Annotated in this window: 23 protein-coding genes and 1 riboswitch; of the genes, 20 read left to right on the top strand and 3 right to left on the bottom strand. The window is 35.4% G+C overall.

The genetic code is table 11. The annotated features are described in order from the left end of the window. Positions 1 to 41 precede the first annotated feature (41 nt). The 6 genes from ACS3UD_RS06075 (at position 42) to ACS3UD_RS06050 (ending at position 7,824) form a co-directional block, all read left to right on the top strand. A complete protein-coding gene (locus ACS3UD_RS06075) occupies positions 42 to 1,139 on the top strand; it encodes a polysaccharide deacetylase family protein (protein ID WP_308137328.1) in 1,098 nt (365 codons plus the stop codon). Positions 1,140 to 1,275: 136 nt separating this feature from the next. After that, on the top strand, positions 1,276 to 2,145 hold the full coding sequence (locus ACS3UD_RS06070; protein ID WP_308137329.1) for a GNAT family N-acetyltransferase: 870 nt from the start codon (positions 1,276 to 1,278) through the stop codon (positions 2,143 to 2,145). 42 nt (positions 2,146 to 2,187) lie between these two features. Then, entirely contained in the window at positions 2,188 to 2,889 is a 702-nt protein-coding gene (locus ACS3UD_RS06065; RefSeq protein ID WP_308137330.1) for an NAD-dependent protein deacylase, read from the top strand. 10 nt (positions 2,890 to 2,899) lie between these two features. Further along, complete coding sequence (locus ACS3UD_RS06060) at positions 2,900 to 4,876, top strand: transporter substrate-binding domain-containing protein (protein ID WP_308137331.1); 1,977 nt, start codon at positions 2,900 to 2,902, stop codon at positions 4,874 to 4,876. Next, complete coding sequence (locus ACS3UD_RS06055) at positions 4,860 to 6,233, top strand: sigma-54-dependent transcriptional regulator (RefSeq protein ID WP_308137332.1); 1,374 nt, start codon at positions 4,860 to 4,862, stop codon at positions 6,231 to 6,233. The genes ACS3UD_RS06060 and ACS3UD_RS06055 overlap by 17 nt, the downstream gene beginning before the upstream one ends. A 157-nt stretch (positions 6,234 to 6,390) precedes the next feature. After that, entirely contained in the window at positions 6,391 to 7,824 is a 1,434-nt protein-coding gene (locus ACS3UD_RS06050; RefSeq protein ID WP_308137333.1) for a Na+/H+ antiporter NhaC family protein, read from the top strand. Between the two features lie 41 nt (positions 7,825 to 7,865). Here the strand turns inward: ACS3UD_RS06050 and ACS3UD_RS06045 are convergent, their stop codons facing one another. After that, a complete protein-coding gene (locus ACS3UD_RS06045) occupies positions 7,866 to 8,363 on the bottom strand; it encodes a ferritin-like domain-containing protein (protein WP_308137334.1) in 498 nt (165 codons plus the stop codon). Between the two features lie 186 nt (positions 8,364 to 8,549). Here ACS3UD_RS06045 and ACS3UD_RS06040 point away from each other — a divergent pair, with 186 nt between their 5' ends. The 8 genes from ACS3UD_RS06040 to dprA all read left to right on the top strand — a co-directional run bounded on the left by ACS3UD_RS06040 (position 8,550) and on the right by dprA (position 16,989). Beyond that, the gene (locus tag ACS3UD_RS06040) at positions 8,550 to 9,869 is read left to right on the top strand and encodes a M18 family aminopeptidase (protein ID WP_308137335.1); all 1,320 of its coding nucleotides are present in this window, start codon (positions 8,550 to 8,552) and stop codon (positions 9,867 to 9,869) included. A gap of 52 nt (positions 9,870 to 9,921) precedes the next feature. Continuing rightward, positions 9,922 to 10,024, top strand: a riboswitch (TPP riboswitch). A 53-nt stretch (positions 10,025 to 10,077) separates the two neighbouring features. After that, complete coding sequence (gene cytX / locus ACS3UD_RS06035) at positions 10,078 to 11,256, top strand: putative hydroxymethylpyrimidine transporter CytX (protein ID WP_308137336.1); 1,179 nt, start codon at positions 10,078 to 10,080, stop codon at positions 11,254 to 11,256. Positions 11,257 to 11,270: 14 nt separating this feature from the next. Further along, on the top strand, positions 11,271 to 11,912 hold the full coding sequence (locus tag ACS3UD_RS06030) for an HAD family hydrolase (protein ID WP_308137337.1): 642 nt from the start codon (positions 11,271 to 11,273) through the stop codon (positions 11,910 to 11,912). 53 nt (positions 11,913 to 11,965) lie between these two features. Then, entirely contained in the window at positions 11,966 to 12,796 is an 831-nt protein-coding gene (gene thiM / locus ACS3UD_RS06025) for a hydroxyethylthiazole kinase (RefSeq protein WP_308137338.1), read from the top strand. Next, complete coding sequence (gene thiE / locus ACS3UD_RS06020; protein WP_308137339.1) at positions 12,780 to 13,415, top strand: thiamine phosphate synthase; 636 nt, start codon at positions 12,780 to 12,782, stop codon at positions 13,413 to 13,415. The genes thiM and thiE overlap by 17 nt, the downstream gene beginning before the upstream one ends. A gap of 13 nt (positions 13,416 to 13,428) precedes the next feature. Next, on the top strand, positions 13,429 to 14,211 hold the full coding sequence (gene thiD, locus ACS3UD_RS06015; protein WP_308137340.1) for a bifunctional hydroxymethylpyrimidine kinase/phosphomethylpyrimidine kinase: 783 nt from the start codon (positions 13,429 to 13,431) through the stop codon (positions 14,209 to 14,211). Positions 14,212 to 14,357: 146 nt separating this feature from the next. Beyond that, positions 14,358 to 15,884, top strand: a complete 1,527-nt coding sequence (locus ACS3UD_RS06010; RefSeq protein WP_308137341.1) for a YifB family Mg chelatase-like AAA ATPase — start codon at positions 14,358 to 14,360, stop codon at positions 15,882 to 15,884. 1 nt (position 15,885) lies between these two features. Beyond that, on the top strand, positions 15,886 to 16,989 hold the full coding sequence (gene dprA, locus ACS3UD_RS06005) for a DNA-processing protein DprA (protein ID WP_308137342.1): 1,104 nt from the start codon (positions 15,886 to 15,888) through the stop codon (positions 16,987 to 16,989). Positions 16,990 to 17,021: 32 nt separating this feature from the next. On the opposite strand, the gene ACS3UD_RS06000 is transcribed toward dprA, so the two are convergent. Together ACS3UD_RS06000 and ACS3UD_RS05995 are read right to left on the bottom strand one after the other, a co-directional pair. Beyond that, on the bottom strand, positions 17,022 to 17,504 hold the full coding sequence (locus ACS3UD_RS06000; RefSeq protein WP_308137343.1) for a metal-dependent transcriptional regulator: 483 nt from the start codon (positions 17,502 to 17,504) through the stop codon (positions 17,022 to 17,024). 175 nt (positions 17,505 to 17,679) lie between these two features. Further along, the gene (locus ACS3UD_RS05995; protein WP_308137344.1) at positions 17,680 to 18,024 is read right to left on the bottom strand and encodes a carboxymuconolactone decarboxylase family protein; all 345 of its coding nucleotides are present in this window, start codon (positions 18,022 to 18,024) and stop codon (positions 17,680 to 17,682) included. Between the two features lie 210 nt (positions 18,025 to 18,234). On the opposite strand from ACS3UD_RS05995, the gene topA reads away from it, so the two are divergent. The 6 genes from topA to ACS3UD_RS05965 all read left to right on the top strand — a co-directional run bounded on the left by topA (position 18,235) and on the right by ACS3UD_RS05965 (position 23,880). Continuing rightward, the gene (gene topA / locus ACS3UD_RS05990) at positions 18,235 to 20,418 is read left to right on the top strand and encodes a type I DNA topoisomerase (protein ID WP_308137345.1); all 2,184 of its coding nucleotides are present in this window, start codon (positions 18,235 to 18,237) and stop codon (positions 20,416 to 20,418) included. 164 nt (positions 20,419 to 20,582) lie between these two features. Next, positions 20,583 to 21,344: a 30S ribosomal protein S2 gene (gene rpsB / locus ACS3UD_RS05985; protein WP_213924560.1), complete on the top strand. Its 762-nt coding sequence runs from the start codon at positions 20,583 to 20,585 to the stop codon at positions 21,342 to 21,344. 76 nt (positions 21,345 to 21,420) lie between these two features. After that, positions 21,421 to 22,335 (top strand): translation elongation factor Ts, encoded by a 915-nt coding sequence (gene tsf, locus ACS3UD_RS05980; RefSeq protein ID WP_308137346.1) that lies wholly within the window; start codon positions 21,421 to 21,423, stop codon positions 22,333 to 22,335. Positions 22,336 to 22,420: 85 nt separating this feature from the next. Then, positions 22,421 to 23,134, top strand: a complete 714-nt coding sequence (pyrH, locus tag ACS3UD_RS05975) for a UMP kinase (protein WP_308137347.1) — start codon at positions 22,421 to 22,423, stop codon at positions 23,132 to 23,134. A gap of 37 nt (positions 23,135 to 23,171) precedes the next feature. Further along, a complete protein-coding gene (gene frr, locus ACS3UD_RS05970; RefSeq protein ID WP_213924713.1) occupies positions 23,172 to 23,693 on the top strand; it encodes a ribosome recycling factor in 522 nt (173 codons plus the stop codon). A gap of 1 nt (position 23,694) precedes the next feature. Next, positions 23,695 to 23,880 (top strand): hypothetical protein, encoded by a 186-nt coding sequence (locus ACS3UD_RS05965; RefSeq protein WP_213924557.1) that lies wholly within the window; start codon positions 23,695 to 23,697, stop codon positions 23,878 to 23,880. The last annotated feature ends 53 nt before the right edge of the window (positions 23,881 to 23,933 follow it).

Below are 23,933 nucleotides of genomic sequence, written 5' to 3'. Positions count from 1 at the left end.
TATATTATAAAATAAACATAAGAAACTTTAAGGGGATAGAAATGAAGAAAAAATATTTATCAATTATGGCAATTACAATTGCCTTTATTTTGTCTGGCTGTTTTTTCGCCCAAGACGATAAGTCGCCGGAACAAAACGAACCGGATAATCAGGTGTCGGTTGAGCCGAAAGAAGCGGAAGATCCTGAAGAGAAGCCTGAAAAATCAGAAGAAGACCCAATTGAAGAAATTGATTTATCGATACAGCCAAATGAGCTTGGAGAAATTATGATACTTATGTATCACGGAATAGGCGAGGAGGAAATGGACTGGCAGAGAACACCGGACAATTTTCGCAAAGATCTGCAGTACATGTATGACAACAAATATCAAATGATAAGTTTGAATGACTATGCAAAGGGGGAAATTAAAACGAAGGCAGGATATACGCCTATTATTTTGACATTTGATGACGGCAGGCAGAATAATTTTAATTATATAGAGAAAGATGGCGATGTGGTGATTGATTCTGACTGTGCCGTTGGAATTCTAGAAGAATTTAAAAATAAATATCCGGACTTTGACGTAACTGCAAGCTTTTTTTTGAATACGAATCCGTTCGGACAGTCTGAATATACAGAGCAAAAATTGAAATGGCTTGTTGATAACGGGTATGATGTAGGAAACCACACGTATAGCCATTTAGAAATGGAGACATTGGATAGTGAAGAGGACATTCAGGCGGAAATAGGTTCAGTAAACAATATTATAAAATCTTATTTGCCGGATTATGCTGTTGAAACATTGGCGCTTCCCCACGGAAGCAATCCAAAAGATGCGTATGCAGGAAGTGTGATGGAGGGCGAATATGAAGGAAGCAAGTATAAGACTATAGCTATATTGGATGTTGGTTGGAGACCGGCTTACTCTCCATTTGACACATTGACTGATTTTACAAGCCTCTACAGAGTTACTGCAAGTGAAATAAATGTGGATAATTGCGGGATGTACGACTACTTTAAATCATACGAAAATGGTAATAGAGAAAGATTTATTTCAGATGGAAATCCTGATGTGGTTACAATACCGAAAAGGCATGAAGAGTATCTGAACATGGAAATGGTAGGAGAAAAAACAGTTAATATTTATGAAGAGAATTGAAAAGAGATAAAACTCGAGCAGTCTGGAATAATTAACGATTCAGGCTGCTTTTATTTTTGTAAAATAATAATGGAATTACTTGTGAAACTATTTTATAATTGAGTAAAACAATAAAAAATAGAATAGTGGAGAAAACATGACAAATATAATTTTGAGAAAGAATATAAATGAAAAAATTTATCAAGAAATAAAAGGCCTAGAAAAACTTTGCTCCGCAAGAGATAATATTTCATTCAAGCTTGAATTGGAATATAAATTGAATAATTCCGGAACAGAAGACAGTGAAAATACCGATATAAACGAATTTCTATTTTATGATTATGATAATTTGGTGGGGTATGCTGGAATATGTGATTTCGGAGGAGATGCATTAGAAATTAGCGGTATGGTTCATCCTGATTTCAGGAAAAAAGGAATATTTTCAAAACTTTTTTCTTTAGTGTGCCACGAATGCAGGAATAGGAAAAATAATGAAATGTTGTTGCTGTGCGACAATAAATCTATCTCCGGAATGGGATTTATTGGGGGATTGGAAGCTGATTATGACCATTCAGAATATGATATGTTTTTGAGCAGGAATGTTCCTAAAGGAAAAATAGTGCAATCTTTAAGCTTAGGAAAAGCAGAAAACAAAGATATAAAAAAAATAGCTGAAATGGATTCTATTTTTTTTGGAGCTGAGAAGAATTTTGACTTTTACGAAAATGCAAATCAAATAGGCAGCACATTTATGGCGTTTTCGAGAAATAATATTGTAGGAAAGGTGCGCCTTGAATTGGATGAAGGAATAGGCGGAATTTACGGTTTAGGAGTACTGCCTGAATTCAGAAGGAAGGGCCTTGGAAGAGAAATTCTTTTGCTGTCTATTGACAAACTTAAGGCTGCCGGTGCACATGAAATAGTCCTTCAAGTTGAAACAAAAAATAAAAAAGCATTGAATCTCTATAAAAATTGCGGATTTGAAGAAAGTTGTATAATGTTGTATTATAGAATGAAAATAGTATAATGTTTGTGCATTTTAGAGAAAGATTTTTAGCAGGAGGTAAACATGAACAAAGAATTATATGAAATAATTAAGAAAAGCGATAATATAGTATTTTTTGGAGGAGCGGGAGTATCTACTGAAAGTGGAATACCTGATTTCAGAAGTGTGGACGGGCTGTACAACCAAAAGTATAAGTACCCTCCGGAAACTATGATATCTCACAGCTTCTTTAGAAGCAATACAGAAGAGTTTTATGATTTTTATAAGAATAAAATGCTATTTTTAGGCGCGAAACCAAACATGGCTCATATAAGACTTGCAGAGCTTGAAAAGCAAGGTAAATTAAAAGCGGTAATAACTCAAAATATTGACGGACTTCATCAGGCGGCAGGAAGTAAAAACGTGCTTGAACTTCACGGATCTGTTCACAGGAACTATTGCATGGATTGTGGTAAATTTTATGACGTACATGCGATTGCTGAAAGCGCAGGGATACCAAGATGCAGCTGTGGAGGGATTATTAAGCCAGACGTGGTATTGTATGAAGAAAGCTTGAATCAGGATGTTCTGGAAAAATCAGTGGAATACATAGAAGATGCAGATGTTTTAATAATTGCGGGAACGTCGCTTGTTGTATACCCGGCTGCCGGACTTATAAATTATTATAGAGGAAACAAACTGGTTTTAATAAACAAATCGCCCACATCAATGGATAGAAGGGCAAATTTACTGCTCAGCGAAAGTATAGGAAAGGTATTTGAATAGTTAAAAATAGATGAAAAAGAAAGTTATAATTGCGGCATGCTTTATTTTTCTTGTTATGGTCTATATTGTCATAAACAGGAGCAATAAAAAATATCTTACTGACGAAGAAATTAAATGGCTTAAAAGTCAAGATGCGATTATTTATGCAGCTAATGAAAGCGCACCGCCGCTTCGATTCGTAGATGAAATAGACAATCAGTACAAGGGTGTAGTGGTTGATTTTGTCAACCAGTTATCTTTGGAGCTCGGTATTGACATACAAACAGTCCCAATGCGATGGGATGAAGCACTTACTTCGTTAAAGGAAGGCAAAACACAAATATGTGATATGTTTATAAACGAGGAAAGAAGCGGTTACTATCTTTTTACTGATTCAATTTATGATTTAAGAACTGTGTTGCTGACTAGGTATGCAGAAAGTTTTGAGTTAAGGCAAATTAACAAAATGAGAATAGCAACTGAATCAGGAGACTACGCTAACAGCTATTTATCTGAAAATTATCCGGATGCGGAACTTGTATATACAAACAATGTTGAAGAAGGTGTGGAACTTTTTTTGGAAGGGCATGTAGATGCTGTAATAGGCGATGAACCAGTTATAGCATACTTGCTTGCTGAGAGGAAAAAGAACCTTAATGCTGAATATTCAAATATTATATTGTATCAGCAGGAGACTGTTTTGGGTGTTACGAAAAATAAGCCTGAGCTGGTTGCTATACTTAATAAAGCAATAGCTCAGGTTAAAAATAAAGGCCAGTTGGAAAAAATTCAGCAGAAATGGTTCGGTATATCCACACCTCTGATGAGTGAGGAAAATACGGCTGAAATAATAAGGAAAATTGCAATTGTATCTGTATTAGCAGGTGGTATATTTATCATCATAATAATAAGCAACGTATCGCTGCAAAAACAGGTAAAAAAAAGAACAAAGGAATTGGAAAACAGTAAAAACGAGCTTCAGACTATATTTGACGGGATTCTTTATTTTATGCTGGTGGTAGATAAGGAAAAGAAAGTTTTAAAAATTAATAAAAGTTTTTCTGATTATTATAAAATTTCAGTGGATGGTAAACCCGGTTCTGGCTGCAATAGTTATATAGGAAAATTTTGCAACGATTGCAGCAATTGTATAATTGATGAAGTATATGCCCATAATAGAGAAATAATTAAAGAAGGTATGGTTTTAAATGAAATTTATGAAATATGCGGTCAGCCGTTAAAAGATGAAAACAAAACAGTCCTTATTACTATTACAAATATTACAATGGATAAAATAAACCGCAACAAAGTGCTTCAAACTAACAAAATGATTGCGGTTGGACAACTTGCTGCCGGTATGGCTCATGAAATTAGAAATCCTTTGGGAATTATAAGAACTCAAAGTTATTTAATAAGGCTAAATGATAAGGTAGACGGCTCAATTAGAAAATCTTTGGACTTTATAGATTCCGCTGTGAGCAGATCGGGAAAGATAATTGAAAATATATTAAGCTTTTCAAGGCTTTCAAGCAAGGAAATAAAATCTGTCGACATTAACCAAATGGTTCAAAGGTTAGTTGAAATGCATAACGATGCAATGGTTAAAAAAAATATAAAAGTTAGTGTTCAAAGCAACATTGAGAAAGAATTGACTTTAAATTTAGAAAGCTTTGAGCACATTATTTTAAATCTCCTTTCTAATTCTATTGATTCAATAGAGAATGGAGGTCAAATAAGTATAAGCACAATTGTTGAAAATAATATATTTATTTTTACTTGTAAGGATAATGGGAGCGGAATAGCTGAAAGTGACTTGAATAACATTTATAATCCGTTTTTTACAACAAAAGAGCTTGGGAAAGGTACAGGTCTTGGATTATTTATTGTTTATTCTGAGGTGGAAAAATTAAACGGTAAAATTGAAGTGGAAAGTAAATTAGGGGAAGGAACCGTATTTACAATAAACATACCGTTAGAAAGGAAGTCTGATAATGGCAGGTTTGTTTAAAATACTAATTGTTGATGATGATGAGGCTTACAGAGAAACTTACAAAATGCTTCTTACAAAGAAGGGTTACAGCATAGAGGCTGTATCAACTGCTGACGAAGCGTACAGCCTTATTGAAAAAGAATATTTTCCACTTATTATAAGTGACATAATGATGCCCGGAACAAATGGTGTGGAATTTTTAAGTGAATTGAAAAAAAAGTATGATAATATTGAAGTAATTATGGTGACAGGGTACGGAAGTGTGGAAACAGCTGTTCAATCAATGAAAATTGGTGCGTTTGGGTATTTTATCAAGAGCCACAATCCAGAAGAATTAATACTTGAAATTGAAAAAGTCCACAAAATATTTAAGTTGCAAAATATAAACGAAATTAATAAATCAAATAACAAGAGCAAGTATGTCTACACAAGCAGCAATAAGGAAATGCAGAACGTATATAAACTAGTGGAAAGAGTTGCAAAAAGTAATTCAAATGTTTTAATTACCGGAGAATCGGGTGTAGGCAAGGAAATAATAGCACATATGATTCATGACATGAGCAATAGGTCAAACATGCCGTTTATCCCGATTAATTGTCAGTACTACTCTTCAGGATTAATAGAATCAGAGCTGTTCGGACATGAAAAAGGTGCTTTTACTGGTGCGGCTGCAAAGAGAATCGGTCATCTAGAGGAGGCCGACGGAGGTACAATATTTCTTGATGAAATTGGTGACATTGAAGAGGGAACTCAGGTTAAGCTCCTAAGAGTATTAGAAACGAAACAGATTGAAAGAATCGGTTCAAACTGTCCCATAAATGTTGACTTCAGGTTAGTATCGGCCACAAATAAAAATTTGGAAAAGGCAGTTGAAGAAGAAAGGTTTCGTGAAGATTTATTTTTTAGAGTAAATACAATTGAAATAAGAATTCCACCGCTCAGAGAACGTAAAGAAGACATACCTGACTTAATATATTTTTTTATAAATAGGTATAATAGAGAGATGGGAAAAGGCATTAAAGATATAGATGAGGATACAAAGAAACAGCTGCTGAACTACCGTTATCCCGGAAATATCCGTGAACTAAAAAATATTATAGAAAGATTAGTTGTATTGTCATCAGGAAGTATTCTAAAAGGAGATATTTATGACAACAAAAAGTTAGAGATAACTGATGGATATGATGATAGTGAAAAAATTCAGACGTATAAGGAAGCAAAGAGAAACTTTGAAATAGGATATATAACTAAAGTGCTGAAGCAATGTGATAATAATATTACTCACGCAGCTAAAAAAATGAATTTAAGCAGAAGACAGTTGTTTAACAAAATAAGTGAATATGATTTAAAGGAAGTATCAGATTATCCAAGATAGGAAAAATACTGCTAGGAAGAAAATTGCCATGTGCAAATTAGTTCCTAGCTTTTTTTCTGTTTTTGGTATAAAACTAAACTATTTCTCTATTAAAACTATTGGCATGGTTATTGCTTTAAGATATCTATGTTCAATATATTATAAAATGGAGGTTATTATGGAATCAAAAAAGAAGTTGGAATTTTACGGAGGCGAATGGATTTCTTTCGTTCCGTTTATGGTTTTTCTGGCATTAATTATTACTACTACGTTCCATTTCGGATCAATATCTGATGGTGCGTTATGGATACCTGCTTTTATGGCAATTGTTGTGGGTTTCTTTTTTGCAAAAAATAAAAAGGAATATTCTAATGCAATCATTGAAGGTATGGCCAGCAAGGAAGCTATAATTCCTGTTGTATGCTGGTTGTTTGCCGGTGTATTTTCTAGAATTTTAAGAGATTCAGGTTTGGCTTTGGGAATAGCAGGAGTAGCGGCAAATATGGGTGTAGGTAGCACTGCATTTGTAATTATAACATTTATTGCATCTGCTGTTTTTGCTTCTGCAACAGGGACCGGATTCGGTACCATAGCAACAGGGATGGGTGTACTATATCCGGCTGCTGTGGCGTTAGGAGCGTATCCTCCTATTGTGGCAGGTGCCATTATTTCAGGAGGAGCATTTGGTGATAATCTTGCTCCGGTTTCTGATACTACAATTTGTTCTGCTACATCGCAGGGCGTTGATGTGCCGGGTGTAGTTCGTTCTCGATTAAAATATGCCTTTACTGCAGGTGCTATAACAATTATCTGTCTTATAGTTTTCGGGGCAAGTAAAGCAACAGCAGGGGCGGCAGCCGGAACGGTTACTTATAATCCAAATACTTTGTATATGTTCATCCCTGTAATTGTAACAATTATGGTAGCTATAAAGACAGGAGATATAATAATAGCTACTGTTGTTGGATCTGTTGTAGGAGTTATAACAGGAGTGGCGGCAGGTTTGTTTGATTTTGTTCAAATAGATGTAGTTGATGCAGTTAGACCTGCTATATTTACCGTATCCGGAACAGGGCTTGATCGTACAATCGGAGGAGTTATACAGACAGGGTTAAGCAGTATGATTCAGGTTATAGTATTAGCTTTGTTGCTTTTCGGTTCAATTTCTATTATGAGAAACGGACATGGAGATGTTAAGCTGTTAAACGCTTTAAATAGAGTAACTGATACAAGAAAAGGTGCGGAATTAACTATATCAGCCATGGTAATTTCACTTTCGGCATTAATGGGATTAAACGCGCCGGCAGTATTGGCTGTAGGTTCTTCATTTGCTAAGCCTTTAGGTGAAAAGCACGGCATAAGTCCTTACAGAGTTGCAAATCTTTTGGATGCTCAGTCCAATACTTTTGTTTACAGTCTTCCATGGACGCCAGCCGTAATTTATACCCTTGGATTTGCAGCTGACAGCAGTGCACCTTTGGCAGCTGTAGATATTGCGCCATATGTATTTTACGGATATGCTATGCTTGTAGTAATGATTGCTTCAATATTCCTTGGAATAGGTCAAAATGATAACATGGGAAAAATTAAGAAGAATAGGGAAACTGCATAAAAACATGACCACCGGTTCATCCGGTGGTCATGTTTTTTTAACTAAAAAGGTGCGAAGCCTTGTTCAGCCCACCAATCTTCCTTCAATATATCGTATTGCTCTGTGAATTGATTAAGATGTACTTTTTCCCAGCCAATCAGTATATCAAACAAGTCTTTACTTTCTTTTGATGAAACCTTTGACTTAGCATTTTCATAAAACTCTATTGAGCTTTTTTCCATCTGAATTCCAATCCCAAAAACTGACATAGCTACTGATGCATTACTTTTGTCTACCTTTTCCCATTTGTATATTTCTGGTGACGGAACTGCAATGCCGGATTCCAGTATGTCATCAATTGTAAAATTATCGCCATTTGATAGCTTACTCCATAGGGTTTTGAGATAATCGGCATGTTTTAGCTCTTCATTTGCCAGCTCTAAAAATGCTTCCTTTGTTCCTGGTGATGTTGCTTGATTTGCGGCCAGCTTATAAAATTCATAGCCTTCTACTTCGTTAAGAACGGCCTGCGATATGATTGATAATTCTTCCTTATACATTTTTTCCTCCTAAATACTTAAGATATTTATGATATACCATATTTATATATATCTTAAACATTAATTTAAAATATACCCAATTTATTTATATAATATAAATTATAAATTTTTGAAGAAGCTTTAATTATAACAAGTTTTGTGATATCATAAAATAAATGATAATTTTAATAATTCAGAGGTGGAAAATTGTATAAGGATATATCGAGAGAAATGATGAATTTCATTAAAAAAAGCCCTAGTGCATTTCATGCTGTTGAAGAAATAAAGAATGAACTTATTTCTAATGGATTTACTGAATTGAGCGAGGGAAAAAAATGGGATATTGAAAAGGAAAAAAAATATTTTGTTACAAGGAATTTATCCTCGATAATAGCTTTTAAGACAGGTGAGGATTTGGAAGAGTACAGCTTTAATATTGTGGCTTCTCACGGTGATTCACCTAACTTTAAAATTAAGGACAACTATAAGATTGAGACAAAAAATAAATACATACAGCTTAATACTGAAAAATATGGAGGAATGATTTACTCGTCTTGGTTTGACAGACCTCTGTCAGCTGCCGGAAGGATTGTAATAAAAAAAGGAAATAGTATTGAATCAAGGCTTGTTAATATAGATAGAGACTTGGTTATTATTCCTAATGTGGCCATACATATTAACAGAGAAATAAATTCTGCCATGAAATACAACGAACAGGTTGATCTTATGCCTTTGTATGGGTCTTCATGCGCTGGAGAATGCGATTTAATGGATATGGTTGCGGAATTTTCGGATGTACAAAAGGACAATATAATCAGTTCGGATTTGTATCTGTATAACCGAATGGAACCCAGCATATGGGGAGGCGGTTATGAATTTTTGTCATCACCGAGGCTTGATAATCTTCAATGTGCATATGCTACACTGAAAGGTTTCATGCAGGGATATAATTCAAAATCCGTAAGCGTTTACTGCTGTTTCGATAATGAGGAAGTAGGAAGTGGAACAAAGCAGGGAGCAGCATCCACATTTCTGCCGGATGTTTTGAAAAGAATTAATTCCAGCTTGGGAAAGGCTGATGAAGAATATTTGTGTGCCCTTGCTTCTTCATTTATGGTATCTGCTGATAATGCACATGCTGTTCACCCGAACCATCCGGAAAAAAGCGATCCTTCAAATGGCGTATATATGAATGAAGGTGTAGTAATTAAGCATAATGCCAATCAGAAATATACAACGGATTCTGTAAGCTGTGCAGTATTCCAATTGTTGTGTGAGAATGCAGGAGTGAAGTACCAGCATTATTCAAACCGCTCTGATATGCCTGGTGGTAGTACACTTGGCAATATAGCTTCGCTGAATGTAAGCATCAACACGGTTGATGTTGGACTTGCTCAGCTGGCAATGCATTCATCCTATGAAACTGCCGGTATTATGGATACGTACAGCATGGTTTGTGTAATGAAAGAATTTTTCAATTCACACATAGAGCAAACTGATATAGGGAAATTGAATATTGTTAAATGATAAAAATATTTTGCAATTAGAGAGTATTAGTATTATAATATAGTAAAATTAATAATCACAAAGCGGGAGCTTAATAATAGGCTGAGAGGAAACTGAAAGTTTCGACCGTACCTGATTTGGATAATGCCAACGTAGGGAACTGTTTATGTAAGTAAATGGGATATACCGCATGTCGGCATATCCCATTTTTAATGAAAGGAATTATATTATGGAAAGTTACAAAACATCAACATTAAGCAATGGATTACTTTGGTTTGGTGCAGCAATATCCATTGCGGAAATTTACACAGGAACACTATTTGTACCACTGGGGTTTGAAAAAGGTTTTATTGCAATAGTAATAGGTCATATAATCGGATGTATACTATTGTATTATTCAGGGATTATAGGGGCGGAAAGCAAAAAATCTTCTATGGAATCCGTAGGATTTTCATTCGGCGTTCAGGGAAGAAAGTTTTTTGCGTTGCTCAATGTGTTACAGTTGGTCGGTTGGACAGCTGTAATGATAATGCAGGGGTCTAAGGCAATGGGAATAATGCTTAACTCTGGTGCAGGAGCCCAATCCGATATAATCTGGAGCTTTATAATCGGAGCAATAATTTTATTATGGGTTGTGATTGGGTATAAAAATTTGGAGAAGATAAACATCTTTACAATAGGTGGATTGTTTATTCTTACTGTACTTTTAGGCTTTACTGTATTCAGTGGTACAGAACAGGCAGAAGTGGCAGGCAGCATGAGTTTCGGTATGGCAATTGAACTTTCAATAGCTATGCCATTGTCATGGCTTCCTTTAATTTCTGACTATACTAAAAATGCCAAGCATCCTAAAGTGGCTGCACGTGCAAGTGTAATTACGTATTTTATAGGAAGTGTATTTATGTACTCAATAGGCCTTGGAGCAGCGTTATATACTGGCGAAAGTGATATTGCTGCGATGATGCTAAAAGTAGGATTCGGGTTAATGGGAGTGCTGATTATTTTATTTTCAACAGTTACAACAACGTTTCTGGATGTATATTCAGCAGGAGTCAGCTTTAATGCTATCAACAGCAAGCTTCCTGAAAAAACAATGGCCATTGCGGCATGTGTATCCGGAACCTTGCTGGCAGTTTTTACGCCGGTTGAACAATATGAAAACTTCTTATATTTAATAGGATCGGTTTTCGCTCCTATGATTTCTATTTTGATAGCTGATTATTTTATATTAAAAAAGGACAACTTGAAAAAATCAGTTGATGTTACTAATTTCATTATATGGGGGATAGGATTTATATTGTATCGTTTATTTTTAAATACTGATACAATTATAGGAAGTACGTTGCCGGTAATGATTCTTTCGGTTATAATGTGTGTAGCTGCAGACAAATTTAATCTTAAAAAATAAGATGGGAGGATTATGTGAAGAAGTTTAAATACTCAATTTTTGATATGGATGGCACATTGCTTGATTCAATGCCTGCTTGGCATAACATAGGAAAGGAGTATTTGTCTTTTCTTAAGATTACGCCTCCGAAAAACCTGAACGAAATTATTGCACCTATGTCTTTGGAAGAATCAGCAGAGTATTTCATAGAAAGGTTTAAAATGAACTTAAGTGTTGAGGAAATAATATCGGGAGTAAAAAGCCTGATAGAAGATAAGTATAGATATGAGCTGAAGTTAAAACCCTATGTCAAAGAATATCTAGAAAAATTAAAAAAAGAAGGCGTGTTCATGTGTGTTGCAACTGCTTCGCCTTTGAAATTAGCAGCTGCAGCGCTTGAGCGAAATGGTGTTTTAAAGTGTTTTTCCTTTATTGTCAGCTGCGATGAGGTGGGGGTTGGGAAAAACAAACCGGATATATATTACCTGGCGGCAAGCAGGTTAAATGCAGATCCGCAGGAAATAGCGGTCTATGAGGATGCTGATTTTGCATTAATAACAGCAAGAGAAGCAGGATTTTATACAGTAGGGGTATATGATGATTGCTTTAGCCATAAAAGAAAGGACATTGAATTAATAAGTCATTCATATATTGAATCATTTAAAGAGGTTATATAGGGTAAAAACTCTGAAAAAATACATGACTTAATTTAAATTCGGAAGGAGATAATATGTTTTCTGAAATTATAGACAATGTAAAAAATAATGTGCCTCTGGTACATAACATTACAAATTATGTTACAGTAAATGACTGTGCTAATATTCTGCTGGCTTGCGGAGGGTCGCCAATAATGGCTGATGATGTTGATGAGGTTGAAGAAATCACTTCAATTTGCAATGCTCTGGTAATAAATATAGGGACGCTTAATTCAAGGACAATAGAAGCTATGATTAAGGCAGGTAAAAAAGCAAATGAAATAAATATACCTGTTATACTTGACCCTGTTGGAGCCGGAGCATCAAAGTTAAGAACTGAGACTACATTCAGGCTGTTAAGAGAAGTTAAAATTTCTGTAATACGAGGCAACATGTCCGAAATCAAGGTTGTCGGAAGCTCAGAATCAAACGGCGCAAGAGGGGTGGATGCAAATGTTGCAGATACTGTAACAGAAAAAAACTTAGATGAAGCGGTTAATTTCATTAAATGCTTATCCGAGAGTTTATCGTCGATTATAGCCGTTACAGGTGCCATAGATATAGTTGCTGATTCGCATAAGGCTTTTGTAATTAAAAATGGACATCCTTCTATGAGTAAAATAACAGGAACAGGTTGTATGCTTACTTCGATAATCGGAGCTTATTGCGGAGCTAACAGGGATAATATGCTTGAAGCATCTGCAGCAGCGGTGTGTGGAATGGGATTGAGCGGGGAAATGGCTTATAGAAAAACGAAGGAAAATGACGGCGGCACATCGTCTCTGAGAATGCATCTAATTGATTATATAGGAAAAATTAATTCTGAAATTTTGGAGGGAGGCGCTAGATTTGAAATTAGAAAGTAGAGATCTACTTCTTTATGCAATAACTGACAGATCTTGGTTGGGAGAAAAAACTCTGCCTCAGGTTGTAGAAGAGGCAATATTGGGTGGAGCTTCATTTATACAACTAAGAGAAAAAAACTTAAGCTATCAGGATTTTTTGAGAGCCGCAATTGAAGTGAAAGTGGTTACAGATAAGTATAAGATTCCGTTTGTAATAAATGACAATGTTGATATTGCTGCAGAATCGGGAGCAGATGGCGTACATATAGGTCAGAGCGACGAGGGGATTAAGTCGGCCAGAGAAAAGCTAGGCAAAGATAAAATAATAGGATTGTCTGCATGTACGGTTGAAGAGGCTGTTATCGCAGAGAAAGCAGGAGCTGATTATTTGGGAGTGGGAACAATTTTCAATACGCTTACAAAATCAGACGAAAGGACGGTTTCTAAAGAAGAACTGAAAAAAATATGTGATACAGTAAAAATACCGGTCGTTGCAATTGGAGGAATATCAACCGATAATTCACTGGAACTTAAAGGTACAGGTATAGAAGGAATATCAGTAATATCTGCTATATTTGCCAAAAATGACATCAAAAATGCAGCCAGGGAATTATTTTTGTTATCACAACAAATAGTTTAGTAAGGAGATAAATATGAAAAAAGTATTAACAATTGCCGGTTCAGATTCAAGTGGAGGAGCAGGGATTCAAGCAGATCTGAAAACAATGTCCAGCCATAAAATATATGGAATGAGCGTAATAACCGCACTAACTGCTCAAAATACAACAGGCGTGCTTGGAGTTTTAGATTCTTCTCCTGAATTTGTAGAATTGCAGATGGATGCAGTTTTTACCGACATAATACCGGATGCCGTAAAAATAGGGATGGTTTCAAACAAAGAGATAATTTCAGCAATTTCTCGAAAACTTATAGAGTACAATGCTCAAAATATTGTCCTTGATCCAGTCATGGTTTCAACCAGCGGCAGCAGGCTGTTTATGGACGATTCAATCGATATGCTGATAAATAAGCTAATGCCGCTTGCAAAGGTTATAACACCTAATATTCATGAAGCCGAAGTGCTTTGCGGATTTGAAGTCGAAAGCAAAGAAGATATGAAAAATGCAGCTCTTAAAATATCTGAAACATATTCTGGCTGTATTTTGATAAAGGGAGGACATTTAGCAGATTGCAGCGATGATTTACTGTACGCTGATGGTGTGTTTACATGGTATGAGCAGTCAAAAATTGACAACCCTAACACTCACGGAACAGGATGCACTCTATCATCAGCAATTGCATGCAATTTGGCAGAAGGATTCAACGTTGAGAAAAGTATTCTAAATGCAAAGGAATATATTACCGGAGCTTTGAAAGCAAACTTGAACTTGGGAAAAGGCAGCGGTCCGTTAAACCACTTTTGGAACAAAAAATAACAATAGGCGCCATGATAAATAAATCAGGGCGCCTATTGCTTTGCAGAGATATGTAATGAATAATAAAATTGTATAAAAATATAGGAAAAATTTGTATAAAATTCTAGAAAATTATGGTATAATACAGAAAAAAGTGTGGAGGTTTTATGCTTTCCAGAATAAAAACCTGTGTTCTGTATGGTCTTGAAGGATATATCATAGATGTAGAAACAGACCTGTCCGGAGGACTGCCTAATTTCAGTATTGTAGGTCTGCCTGACGTATCTATTAAAGAATCGAGAGAAAGAGTCAGAGCTGCATTAAAGAACAGCGGATTTGCTTTTCCTGTAAGCCGTATTACAGTTAATCTTGCGCCGGCAAATTTAAAAAAAGAGGGAAGCCAGATAGATTTACCTATAGCCTTAGGCATATTATCAGCAAGCAAAGTGATAGAAAAGGCAATAGGTGAATCCACATGCATTATTGGAGAGCTTTCTCTTGACGGAAGGATTACTGCTGTCGAAGGTGCTTTGCCCATGGTGATTTCAATGAGGAATAATAATTTTAAGCGCGTTGTCGTACCGGCTGAAAATAAGGATGAATGTGGAGCAATTGACGGGATTGATGTTATTCCGGTCGAGCACATTTCAGATTTGGTTCGTTATCTTAATGGGCATATTGAAATTGAACCATACAAAGTTATATATGAAAACTGCAGAGAACCTGAAACCACTAAAGAAGATTTCTCGGAAATTAAAGGGCAGGCTGCGATGAAAAGGGCAGTAGAAGTTGCTGCTGCCGGGATGCATAACATATTGCTTCTGGGTTCTCCGGGTTCTGGCAAGACAATGATTGCAAGGCGAATTCCCACAATACTTCCCGACCTTACATTTGAAGAGGCGCTGGAGGTTACCAAAATTTACAGCATATCAGGATTACTTAGCAGCAAAAGGCTTATAAGGAACAGGCCGTTTCGCTCTCCTCACCACACTTCGTCGCGGGTCTCTATGGCAGGAGGCGGTTCAAAACCAAGCCCCGGCGAAGTTTCCCTGGCTCACTACGGGGTGCTTTTTCTTGATGAAATTCCTGAATTTCCTAAAAACGTCATTGAGGTATTGAGGCAACCGATGGAGGATGGTGATATTTCAATTTCGAGAGCAAATGGATCATTTACTTTTCCTGCAAAATTTATGATGGCAGCATCGATGAATCCATGTCCCTGCGGATATCTGGGTGATCCTACCCATGAATGCTCATGCAGTCAAGGACAGATAGACAAATATCTCAGTAAGATTTCAGGGCCGCTTTTGAACAGAATAGACATCCAAGTGGAGGTATCACCGGTAAAATATGAGGACTTAAAAGATGAAAGCACGGAAGAATCATCAAGCGAAATAAAGAAGCGAATAGTTAGGGCAAGAGAGATTCAGCAAAAAAGATATGCTGAGTTGGGAATTATTACAAATTCAGAACTCAGCGGCAAATATGTATCAAAGTACTGCAAGATTGGCAGGGAATCAGAGATGCTGCTCAAGGATGCTTTTGAGAAACTTGGACTAAGTGCAAGGGCATACAATAAAATTCTAAAAGTTGCAAGAACAATTGCAGATTTGGATAAATCCCATAATATAGAGACAAAGCACATTGCGGAAGCTATACAATACAGAAGTCTGGATCGCAAATACTGGAGGTAAAATGGAAAGGCTTGATATCAATCAAAAAACCATCGCGTGGCTTAATTCGGCAAAGGGTATATCCAACAGGTCTATAGAGAAGATTCTTGAATATTTTAATAACAGTCCAAATGATTTATGGGATAATTTTGAAAATGAAAAGAATAATCTTTCATTTATAAAGTATGAAGCTATAAATTCATTGTGTAAGATTAAGGCGCATTTTGAAGAAATGTTGCTCATAAAACTTAAAGAACAAAACATAGGAATAGTTACCGTGTATGATAAATATTATCCTGAAAAACTGCGACATATGGACGGCTCACCATATATATTATACTACAAGGGAAGGTTGGATAGAATTAATGATTTGTCAATAGCCGTTGTTGGATCTCGCAAAGCAACAGCTTACGGGAAGTGGGTTACTGAGAAGCTGACCGGTGAATTATCGGAACTTGGAATAAATATTATCAGCGGACTTGCAATAGGCATAGATTCAATAGCACATAGAACATCTTTGAAATCCAACGCTAATACATTTGGGGTTATAGGGTGCGGCATAGATGTAGTTTATCCAAGAATAAATGAGCGTTTATATTTGGAAATCGCAGAAAAAGGGGGAGCTGTACTGACAGAGTATCCATTGGGTATGCAGCCTCTTCCTAATAATTTTCATGCAAGAAACAGGATTATCAGCGGACTTTCAGACGGTGTGCTTGTTATTGAAGCGCGAGAAAAAAGCGGGACTCTTATAACAGCAGGTCACGCCGCAAACCAAGGGCGGGAAATTTTTGCAGTACCCGGAGGAATAGACAGCCTTTACAGCAAAGGAACAAATGCTCTTATTAAGGATGGAGCCAAAATAACAACTTCAATTGATGATATAATTGAAGAAATACCGGAATTGAGAGAGAGAATAAATAAAAAACAAAGCTGCGATAATTGTCTTAGTTTTACAAGTAATGAGATCACAATTATAAACAGCCTGAAATTAGGAGGCAAGACATTAGATGCCCTAAGCGAAGAAACCCAGATAGGTACCGGAGAACTTTTGGGTCTAATTACCTTACTGGAAATGAAAGGTGCTGTTAGACGAGTTTCAGGAAATAAATTTATTATCAACTAACAGAAATTATTTAACGTTGTATTTCATAATTATTATTCTTCAACGTTTCTGTTCTGGATTTTGTATTCGTCATATTTTTTCTTAAATTCCGAGTTATCTTTTATAAATGAAATAAAAGTCTCAAAGCATTTTTCGGTATACTCACTTATAGTATGCTCTATTTTTTCTGTTTCTTTTAAAAGAATTTCGTCAGGTATGCCTATTGCTCTTAAAAAATTTTCTATTGTATTATGTCTTTTCAGCAAAAGTTCTCCCAAGGTTTTTCCTTCTTCTTTCAATATTATTACTCCGTATTTCTCATATTTCAATAAATTTTCTTTTCCTAACCTTTGTACCATTCGTGTGGCTGAAGGCGGGTGAACGTTTAGAGCATCAGATAATTCATTTATTCTTGTAAATCCGGATTTGGAGCTAAGTCTATAAATCATTTCCAGATAATCTTCCATGGAAGCTGTAAGATGGTTTCCATTTTTTTTCATATATTTACTGAATGTATGATAATCTTTATTTCCCATAAATTTCACCTTCTTTGGGGTTATAGCAATTATTAAAGTATATTCCCACGATGCTAAAAAATTACTGAATAGCAATAATTTTAAAATGGATTCATACAAAATATAAGCTTGATGACTTTGTCATCAAGCTGAATTATACTGTGAAGCCAAGGTATAAAATCAAGAATATTACAGTTTATTTTCCCTGGCTATCCATAACTTGCCTGAAAGTAAGCATTGCTCTCATCATTTTTGGAAAACCGCATGTGGGTGCAACCAGCAGTATTGCATGTTCTATTTCATTCTCTCTGCATCCACTATTGAGAGCTTTTAAAATATGAGTTCTGAGAGAATATTCGTTTTGACATTCAGCTGATAATGATACTTTTATAAGCCACCTCGTTTTTTCTTCTAAAGGACCCCCTTTTTCATGAATCAGTTTTCCGAATTTTTCATAAGCCTCATAAATTTCGCGATGATTATCTGTTAAATATTTGAGGTTCTTTTCTATTACATCGTAATTATCAAAATAGTCATTCATTTTTCATAACCATCCTTTATTAATATTGCAAATATTATTACCAAAATCACTGTATAATAAACTGTTAATTAAATATCTACTGATTAATAATAGACAATTTCCAGATGTTCATTATCTATTGACAAATAAAAAAATGTATTATATGGTATTATGGTATAAGTAGTAGAGACTTGCTTAGAATCAATGTGCTAGCGGTATTGGAGGAAATTAATGAATAATTTGTTAATAGTAGAATCGCCTGCAAAGGCAAAAACAATAGGAAAGTTTTTAGGTAAAAATTATACTGTAAAAGCTTCTGTGGGACATATAAGAGATTTGCCTAAAAGTAAGCTTGGAATAGACATAGAACAAAATTTTGAGCCGAATTATATTACAATAAGAGGCAAGGGAGATGTATTAAAGGAATTAAGGAAGGAAGCAAAGAAAGCTGACAAAATCTATTTGGCAACTGACCCTGACCGAGAGGGAGAAGCTATTTCGTGGCATCTGGCTAAAATTTTGAATTTGGATGAAGACGGGGACATAAGAATTGAATTTAATGAAATTACAAAGGATGCAATCAAAAAGGCAAGCAAAAATCCGAGAAAAATAAATTTGGATCTGGTGGATGCTCAGCAGGCAAGACGAGTTCTTGACAGACTTGTGGGATATAATATAAGTCCTCTTTTATGGAAAAAAATCGAAAAAGGTTTAAGCGCCGGAAGGGTGCAGTCTGTTACCTTAAAGCTTATTATAGATAGAGAAAGAGAAATAATGGAATTCGTTCCTGAAGAATATTGGACTCTTGAGCTGGAAGTTAAAAAGCAGCGTAAGAAATTTGGCGCAAAATATGTAGGTGCTTTAAAAAACAACAAAGTCAGCAAAGTAAAAGTTAAAAATCAGGACGAAATGGATGAAATTCTTAACAGTATTAATAAGGAAAAAATAAATGTATTTAAAATAGATAAAACAAAGAGCTATTCCAGACCAAGCGCTCCATTTACAACCAGTAGCCTTCAGCAAGAGGCAAACAGAAGAATAAATTTCACTGCAAAAAAAACAATGATGGTAGCTCAGCAGTTATATGAAGGCATCAATATAAAAGGTGAGGGCAGCATCGGTTTGGTTACGTATATAAGAACCGACTCTTTCAGATTGTCCGATGAGGCGGTAAACAGTTCTAAAGAATATATAACAAAAAATTACGGAGAGAAGTATTATCAACACAGAGTTTATACAAAACCAAAGAAAAACGGAAACAAGGTACAGGATGCTCACGAGGCAATACGCCCGACATCAGTTTTCAGAAATCCTGATAACATAAAGGACAGCCTTTCTACAGACCAATATAAATTGTACAGCCTTATTTGGAAAAGATTTGTTTCATCTCAAATGGTTGATGCACAGTATGATGTTACAAAGATTTTGTTAAATAATAATGAAAACATGTTTGAGGCCAGCGGCAAGACGCTTGTTTTTGACGGTTATAAATCAGTTTATAAATACAATGATGGATCAGAAAGTAAGCTGCTGCCTGAAATGGAGATAAATGAAATATTAGATATTTTGAAAATTAATCCCGAGCAGCATTTTACTCAGCCTCCGGCACGTTACAGCGAAGCAAGCCTGATAAAGGATCTGGAGGAGAGAGGAATCGGAAGACCCAGCACATATGCTCCTATTATTACAACAATAACCGGAAGAGACTATGTAGTAAAGGAAAAAGGGTCACTTCTTCCTACCGACATGGGATTTTTGGTTACTGAAATGATGGAAAAATATTTTTCGAATATTGTAAATGAAAAATTTACGGCTGAGTTGGAAAATAATTTAGATGAAATTGCATCAGGTAAAAAGGAATGGCATGATGTAATAAGCGAATTTTACGGCGGATTTAAAAAGGAACTTGATATTGCTGAAAAGGAAATGGAAGAAATAGAAATCAAGGAAGAGGTAAGCGACGTAAAATGTGAAAAATGCGGAGAATACATGGTTGTTAAAAAGGGTAGGTATGGAAAATTTCTAGCGTGCCCAAACTATCCTGAATGTAAGAATACTAAGCCATTGAAAGAAAAAGAAGCTGCTGAAGAGACTGATGAAGTATGTGAAGTATGCGGATCGATGATGCTTAAAAGAAAAGGGAGGTACGGAGAGTTCCTTGCGTGCTCAAATTATCCCAAGTGTAAAAACACTAAGCCTATTATAAAGACAATTGATGTAAATTGTCCTCTTTGCGGCGGTAAAATTGCAATTAAGTTTTCAAAAGCAGGCAGAAGGTTCTTTGGATGTTCAAATTATCCTGACTGCAAGTATATGTCATGGCTTGAACCTACAAACGAAAAATGCCCGAAATGTGGAGAGATGATGGTTATTAAGGACAGTAAGCCTACATGCATAAATAAAAACTGCATATAATATGTAAAACTGAATAAAATACGCAAAAATAATGTTGCCAAATAAAAAGGGCTGTGTTATACTTAACATAATTACGCACAGATTTAGATTATGCAAGAGTTGTGCCTAATGGTCTTTTGCATGAAATGATAATTCTGGAGGTAAAACAAAAGGAGGAAAAAAATATGTCTATTATAAGCATGAAAAAATTGCTTGAAGCAGGTGTTCACTTTGGTCATCAAACAAGAAGATGGAACCCTAAAATGGCAGAGTACATTTTTACAGAAAGAAATGGAATCTACATTATTGATTTACAGAAAACGAGTGATAAAGTGGATGAAGCTTACAACTTCGTTAAAGAGATGGTTTCAAACGGAGAGGAACTATTATTCGTAGGAACTAAGAAACAAGCTCAAGAGTCAACAAAATTGGAAGCAGCTAGATGCGGTATGCATTTTGTAAGTCAGAGATGGCTTGGAGGTATGCTTACAAACTACCAGACAATCAGGAAAAGAATTGATAAGTTAAATTCATTAAGAGCAATGGAAGCAGATGGAACATTTGATCTATTAACAAAAAAAGAAGTAATTAAGATCAAAAATGAAACTGAAAAACTTGAAAAATTCTTAGGCGGAATTAAAAATATGGATAAACTTCCGGGAGCATTGTTTGTCGTAGATCCTAGAAAGGAAAAAATTGCTGTAGAAGAAGCAAAGAAATTAGGCATTCCGGTTGTAGCCATAGTTGATACAAACTGTGACCCTGATGAGATTGATTATGTAATACCAGGCAATGATGATGCTATAAGAGCAGTAAAATTATTGACTGCTACTATGGCTGATGCTGTACTTGAAGGGAAACAAGGAGTTCAGATGGAAGAAGAACCTGAAGTCGAAGTAACAGAAGAAGAATTGGAAAAAGTTGAAGAAAAATCTGTAGAAGAATAAAAATAATTTATAATAATAAAGTAAGGGGTTAGGAATTTTTTCCTTACGCCTTGCTTTTTAAATTTTGGAGGGAAAAATGGAAATAACAGCTTCAATGGTAAAAGAACTAAGAGAAAAATCCAATGCAGGCATGATGGACTGCAAAAAAGCATTACAAGAAACAGGCGGGGACATAGACAAGGCAATAGATTATTTAAGAGAAAAAGGGCTTTCTAAGGCTTCTAAAAAAGCTGACAGAATTGCTGCTGAAGGCTTAACTACAGCATTAGTTTCAGAATACGGCAAAAAAGGTGTCCTGGTAGAAGTTAACTCAGAAACTGATTTCGTTGCTAAAAACGAAGAATTTAAGAGTTTTGTACAGATGGTGGCTAAGACCGCTCTGGATACTGAACCTGCTGATATTGAAGCTTTAAATGCGGTAAAAGTTGACGGAGGAAAAACTCTTAAGGAAACATTGACTGACAAAATAGCAAAAATAGGCGAAAATATGTCAATCAGAAGATTTGTTATTGAAAAAGTTAATGAAGGCAGAGTTGTTTCTTATATTCATGCTGGCGGAAAAATATCTGTAATAGTAGCGCTTGAATCTGAAGGCGATACGGAAGCTCTTGAAGTTTTAGGAAAAGACCTGGCAATGCAGGTAGCAGCAATGAATCCAAAATACATATCTACAGATGATGTTGATGCGGAATTTATAGCTCATGAAAAAGAAATATTAATAGCACAGGCATTAAACGAAGGAAAACCTCAAAATATAGTTGAAAAAATGGTTGAAGGAAGACTTCATAAAGAACTTAAAGAAGTATGCTTGTTAGAACAGCCTTTTGTTAAAGACGGAGATATAACTGTTAAAAAATATATCGAAAACACTTCAAAGACTATAGGCAAAGCTATAAAAGTAGCAGCTATACAGAGATTTGAAGTTGGAGAAGGTCTTGAAAAGAAATCAGAAAACTTTGCTGAAGAAGTTGCAAAGCAAATGGGTAAATAGTCCTGAGGAAATAGTACAAAATATAATGGAGAACTACTTAGTTCTCCATTAGTCACAAATTAAGTTAAGTCTTCAGGAGGAAGAGATGAACTGCAAATATAAAAGAATAGTATTAAAAATAAGCGGTGAAGCACTATCAGGAAATATTGGACACGGAATAAATAATGAAATAGTTACAAAAATTTCTATGGTCATAAAAAAACTCAATGAAATGGGAGTTGAGGTTGCTGTTGTTGTGGGAGGAGGAAATTTCTGGAGAGGCGCCAGCGCAAAGGAAATGGATAGAACCACATCTGATTATATGGGTATGCTGGGTACAATAATTAACGGATTAGCTTTACAGGATGCTCTTGAAAAAATAGGTGTTGAAACAAGGCTTCAAACTGCCATTGAAATGAGGCAGATAGCTGAACCGTATATAAGAAGAAGAGCAGTAAGACACTTGGAAAAGAAAAGAGTGGTTATTTTTTCGGGAGGTTCAGGCAACCCGTATTTTTCAACAGATACAACAGCAGCGCTGAGAGCGGCTGAAATAAATGCTGAAATAATCCTTCTTGCAAAGAACGGTGTTGACGGTGTATATAGCGATGATCCGAAGAAAAACCCGGATTCAATAAAGTACCATGAATTGAAATACATAGATGTTCTTAATAAGGGCCTTAAGATTATGGATTCGACTGCAACATCATTATGTATGGACAATAAAATTCCTATATTGGTCTTTGGAATCGATTATCCTGAAAATATTGAAAAAATTGTAATGGGAGACGATATAGGAACTATAATAAAGGAGGTATAAGGTGTATAAAGATTTAATCACAAAATCAGAAGAATCAATGAAAAAATCAATCAATTTTCTGAAGGATGAACTTGCGACAATAAGAGCAGGAAAAGCGAACCCAAAATTAGTTGATAAAATTCAAGTGAGCTACTATGGGGTTATGACTCCAATAAATCAAGTGGCAAATATATCTGTACCAGAGCCAAGATTAATAATTATTCAGCCATGGGATTCAAGCTTGGTGAAGGAAGTAGAGAAAGCTATCCTTGCATCTGATCTTGGAATCAATCCTTCAAGCGACGGAAAGCTTATCAGACTGGTTATTCCGCCACTGACAGAAGAAAGAAGAAAAGATTTAATTAAGAAGGTTAAAAAAGAGGCTGAAAATTCTAAAATTGCTGTTAGAAACATAAGAAGAGATGCAAATGAAGAGTTTAAAAAGTTAGAAAAATCAAGTGAAATAACTAAAGATGATCACAAAAAAGCCGAAGAAGAGATGCAGAAATTAACGGATAAATATGTTAAGTTAATAGATGATATTTACAGAGACAAGGAAAAAGAAATATTAGAGGTTTAATATGAATAATTTAATAGGCTATCCTCTTAAGGATGCCATTGAAATTATTGAAAAGGATGCCAATAAAATTATTAGTATTAAGAAGATAACGGGAACTAACAAAAAGTTCAATAATTTAGAAAAACCGTATGTAATCAGAAGACATGACTATGATAATTATGTCACGCTGTATATTTCGTATTATTAGTTTGTAATGAAGGCTTATGGTATCATAGGCCTGAGTTACGTTTTTGTATGCTG

Origin of the sequence: Sedimentibacter sp. LTW-03, from assembly GCF_052059825.1 — a bacterium.
Lineage (GTDB): Bacteria > Bacillota > Clostridia > Tissierellales > Sedimentibacteraceae > Sedimentibacter.
The sequence above is the reverse complement of the archived record's forward strand: the minus strand, read 5'-3'. Positions and strand labels throughout refer to the sequence as shown.

Coding starts and splice junctions, on each gene's coding strand:
- ACS3UD_RS06075 (WP_308137328.1), top strand. CDS start 42: ATGAAGAAAAAATATTTATCAATTATGGCAATTACAATTGCCTTTATT.
- ACS3UD_RS06070 (WP_308137329.1), top strand. CDS start 1,276: ATGACAAATATAATTTTGAGAAAGAATATAAATGAAAAAATTTATCAA.
- ACS3UD_RS06065 (WP_308137330.1), top strand. CDS start 2,188: ATGAACAAAGAATTATATGAAATAATTAAGAAAAGCGATAATATAGTA.
- ACS3UD_RS06060 (WP_308137331.1), top strand. CDS start 2,900: ATGAAAAAGAAAGTTATAATTGCGGCATGCTTTATTTTTCTTGTTATG.
- ACS3UD_RS06055 (WP_308137332.1), top strand. CDS start 4,860: ATGGCAGGTTTGTTTAAAATACTAATTGTTGATGATGATGAGGCTTAC.
- ACS3UD_RS06050 (WP_308137333.1), top strand. CDS start 6,391: ATGGAATCAAAAAAGAAGTTGGAATTTTACGGAGGCGAATGGATTTCT.
- ACS3UD_RS06045 (WP_308137334.1), bottom strand. CDS start 8,363: ATGTATAAGGAAGAATTATCAATCATATCGCAGGCCGTTCTTAACGAA.
- cytX (WP_308137336.1), top strand. CDS start 10,078: ATGGAAAGTTACAAAACATCAACATTAAGCAATGGATTACTTTGGTTT.
- thiM (WP_308137338.1), top strand. CDS start 11,966: ATGTTTTCTGAAATTATAGACAATGTAAAAAATAATGTGCCTCTGGTA.
- thiD (WP_308137340.1), top strand. CDS start 13,429: ATGAAAAAAGTATTAACAATTGCCGGTTCAGATTCAAGTGGAGGAGCA.
- ACS3UD_RS06010 (WP_308137341.1), top strand. CDS start 14,358: ATGCTTTCCAGAATAAAAACCTGTGTTCTGTATGGTCTTGAAGGATAT.
- dprA (WP_308137342.1), top strand. CDS start 15,886: ATGGAAAGGCTTGATATCAATCAAAAAACCATCGCGTGGCTTAATTCG.
- ACS3UD_RS06000 (WP_308137343.1), bottom strand. CDS start 17,504: ATGGGAAATAAAGATTATCATACATTCAGTAAATATATGAAAAAAAAT.
- ACS3UD_RS05995 (WP_308137344.1), bottom strand. CDS start 18,024: ATGAATGACTATTTTGATAATTACGATGTAATAGAAAAGAACCTCAAA.
- topA (WP_308137345.1), top strand. CDS start 18,235: ATGAATAATTTGTTAATAGTAGAATCGCCTGCAAAGGCAAAAACAATA.
- rpsB (WP_213924560.1), top strand. CDS start 20,583: ATGTCTATTATAAGCATGAAAAAATTGCTTGAAGCAGGTGTTCACTTT.
- tsf (WP_308137346.1), top strand. CDS start 21,421: ATGGAAATAACAGCTTCAATGGTAAAAGAACTAAGAGAAAAATCCAAT.
- pyrH (WP_308137347.1), top strand. CDS start 22,421: ATGAACTGCAAATATAAAAGAATAGTATTAAAAATAAGCGGTGAAGCA.
- frr (WP_213924713.1), top strand. CDS start 23,172: ATGAAAAAATCAATCAATTTTCTGAAGGATGAACTTGCGACAATAAGA.
- ACS3UD_RS05965 (WP_213924557.1), top strand. CDS start 23,695: ATGAATAATTTAATAGGCTATCCTCTTAAGGATGCCATTGAAATTATT.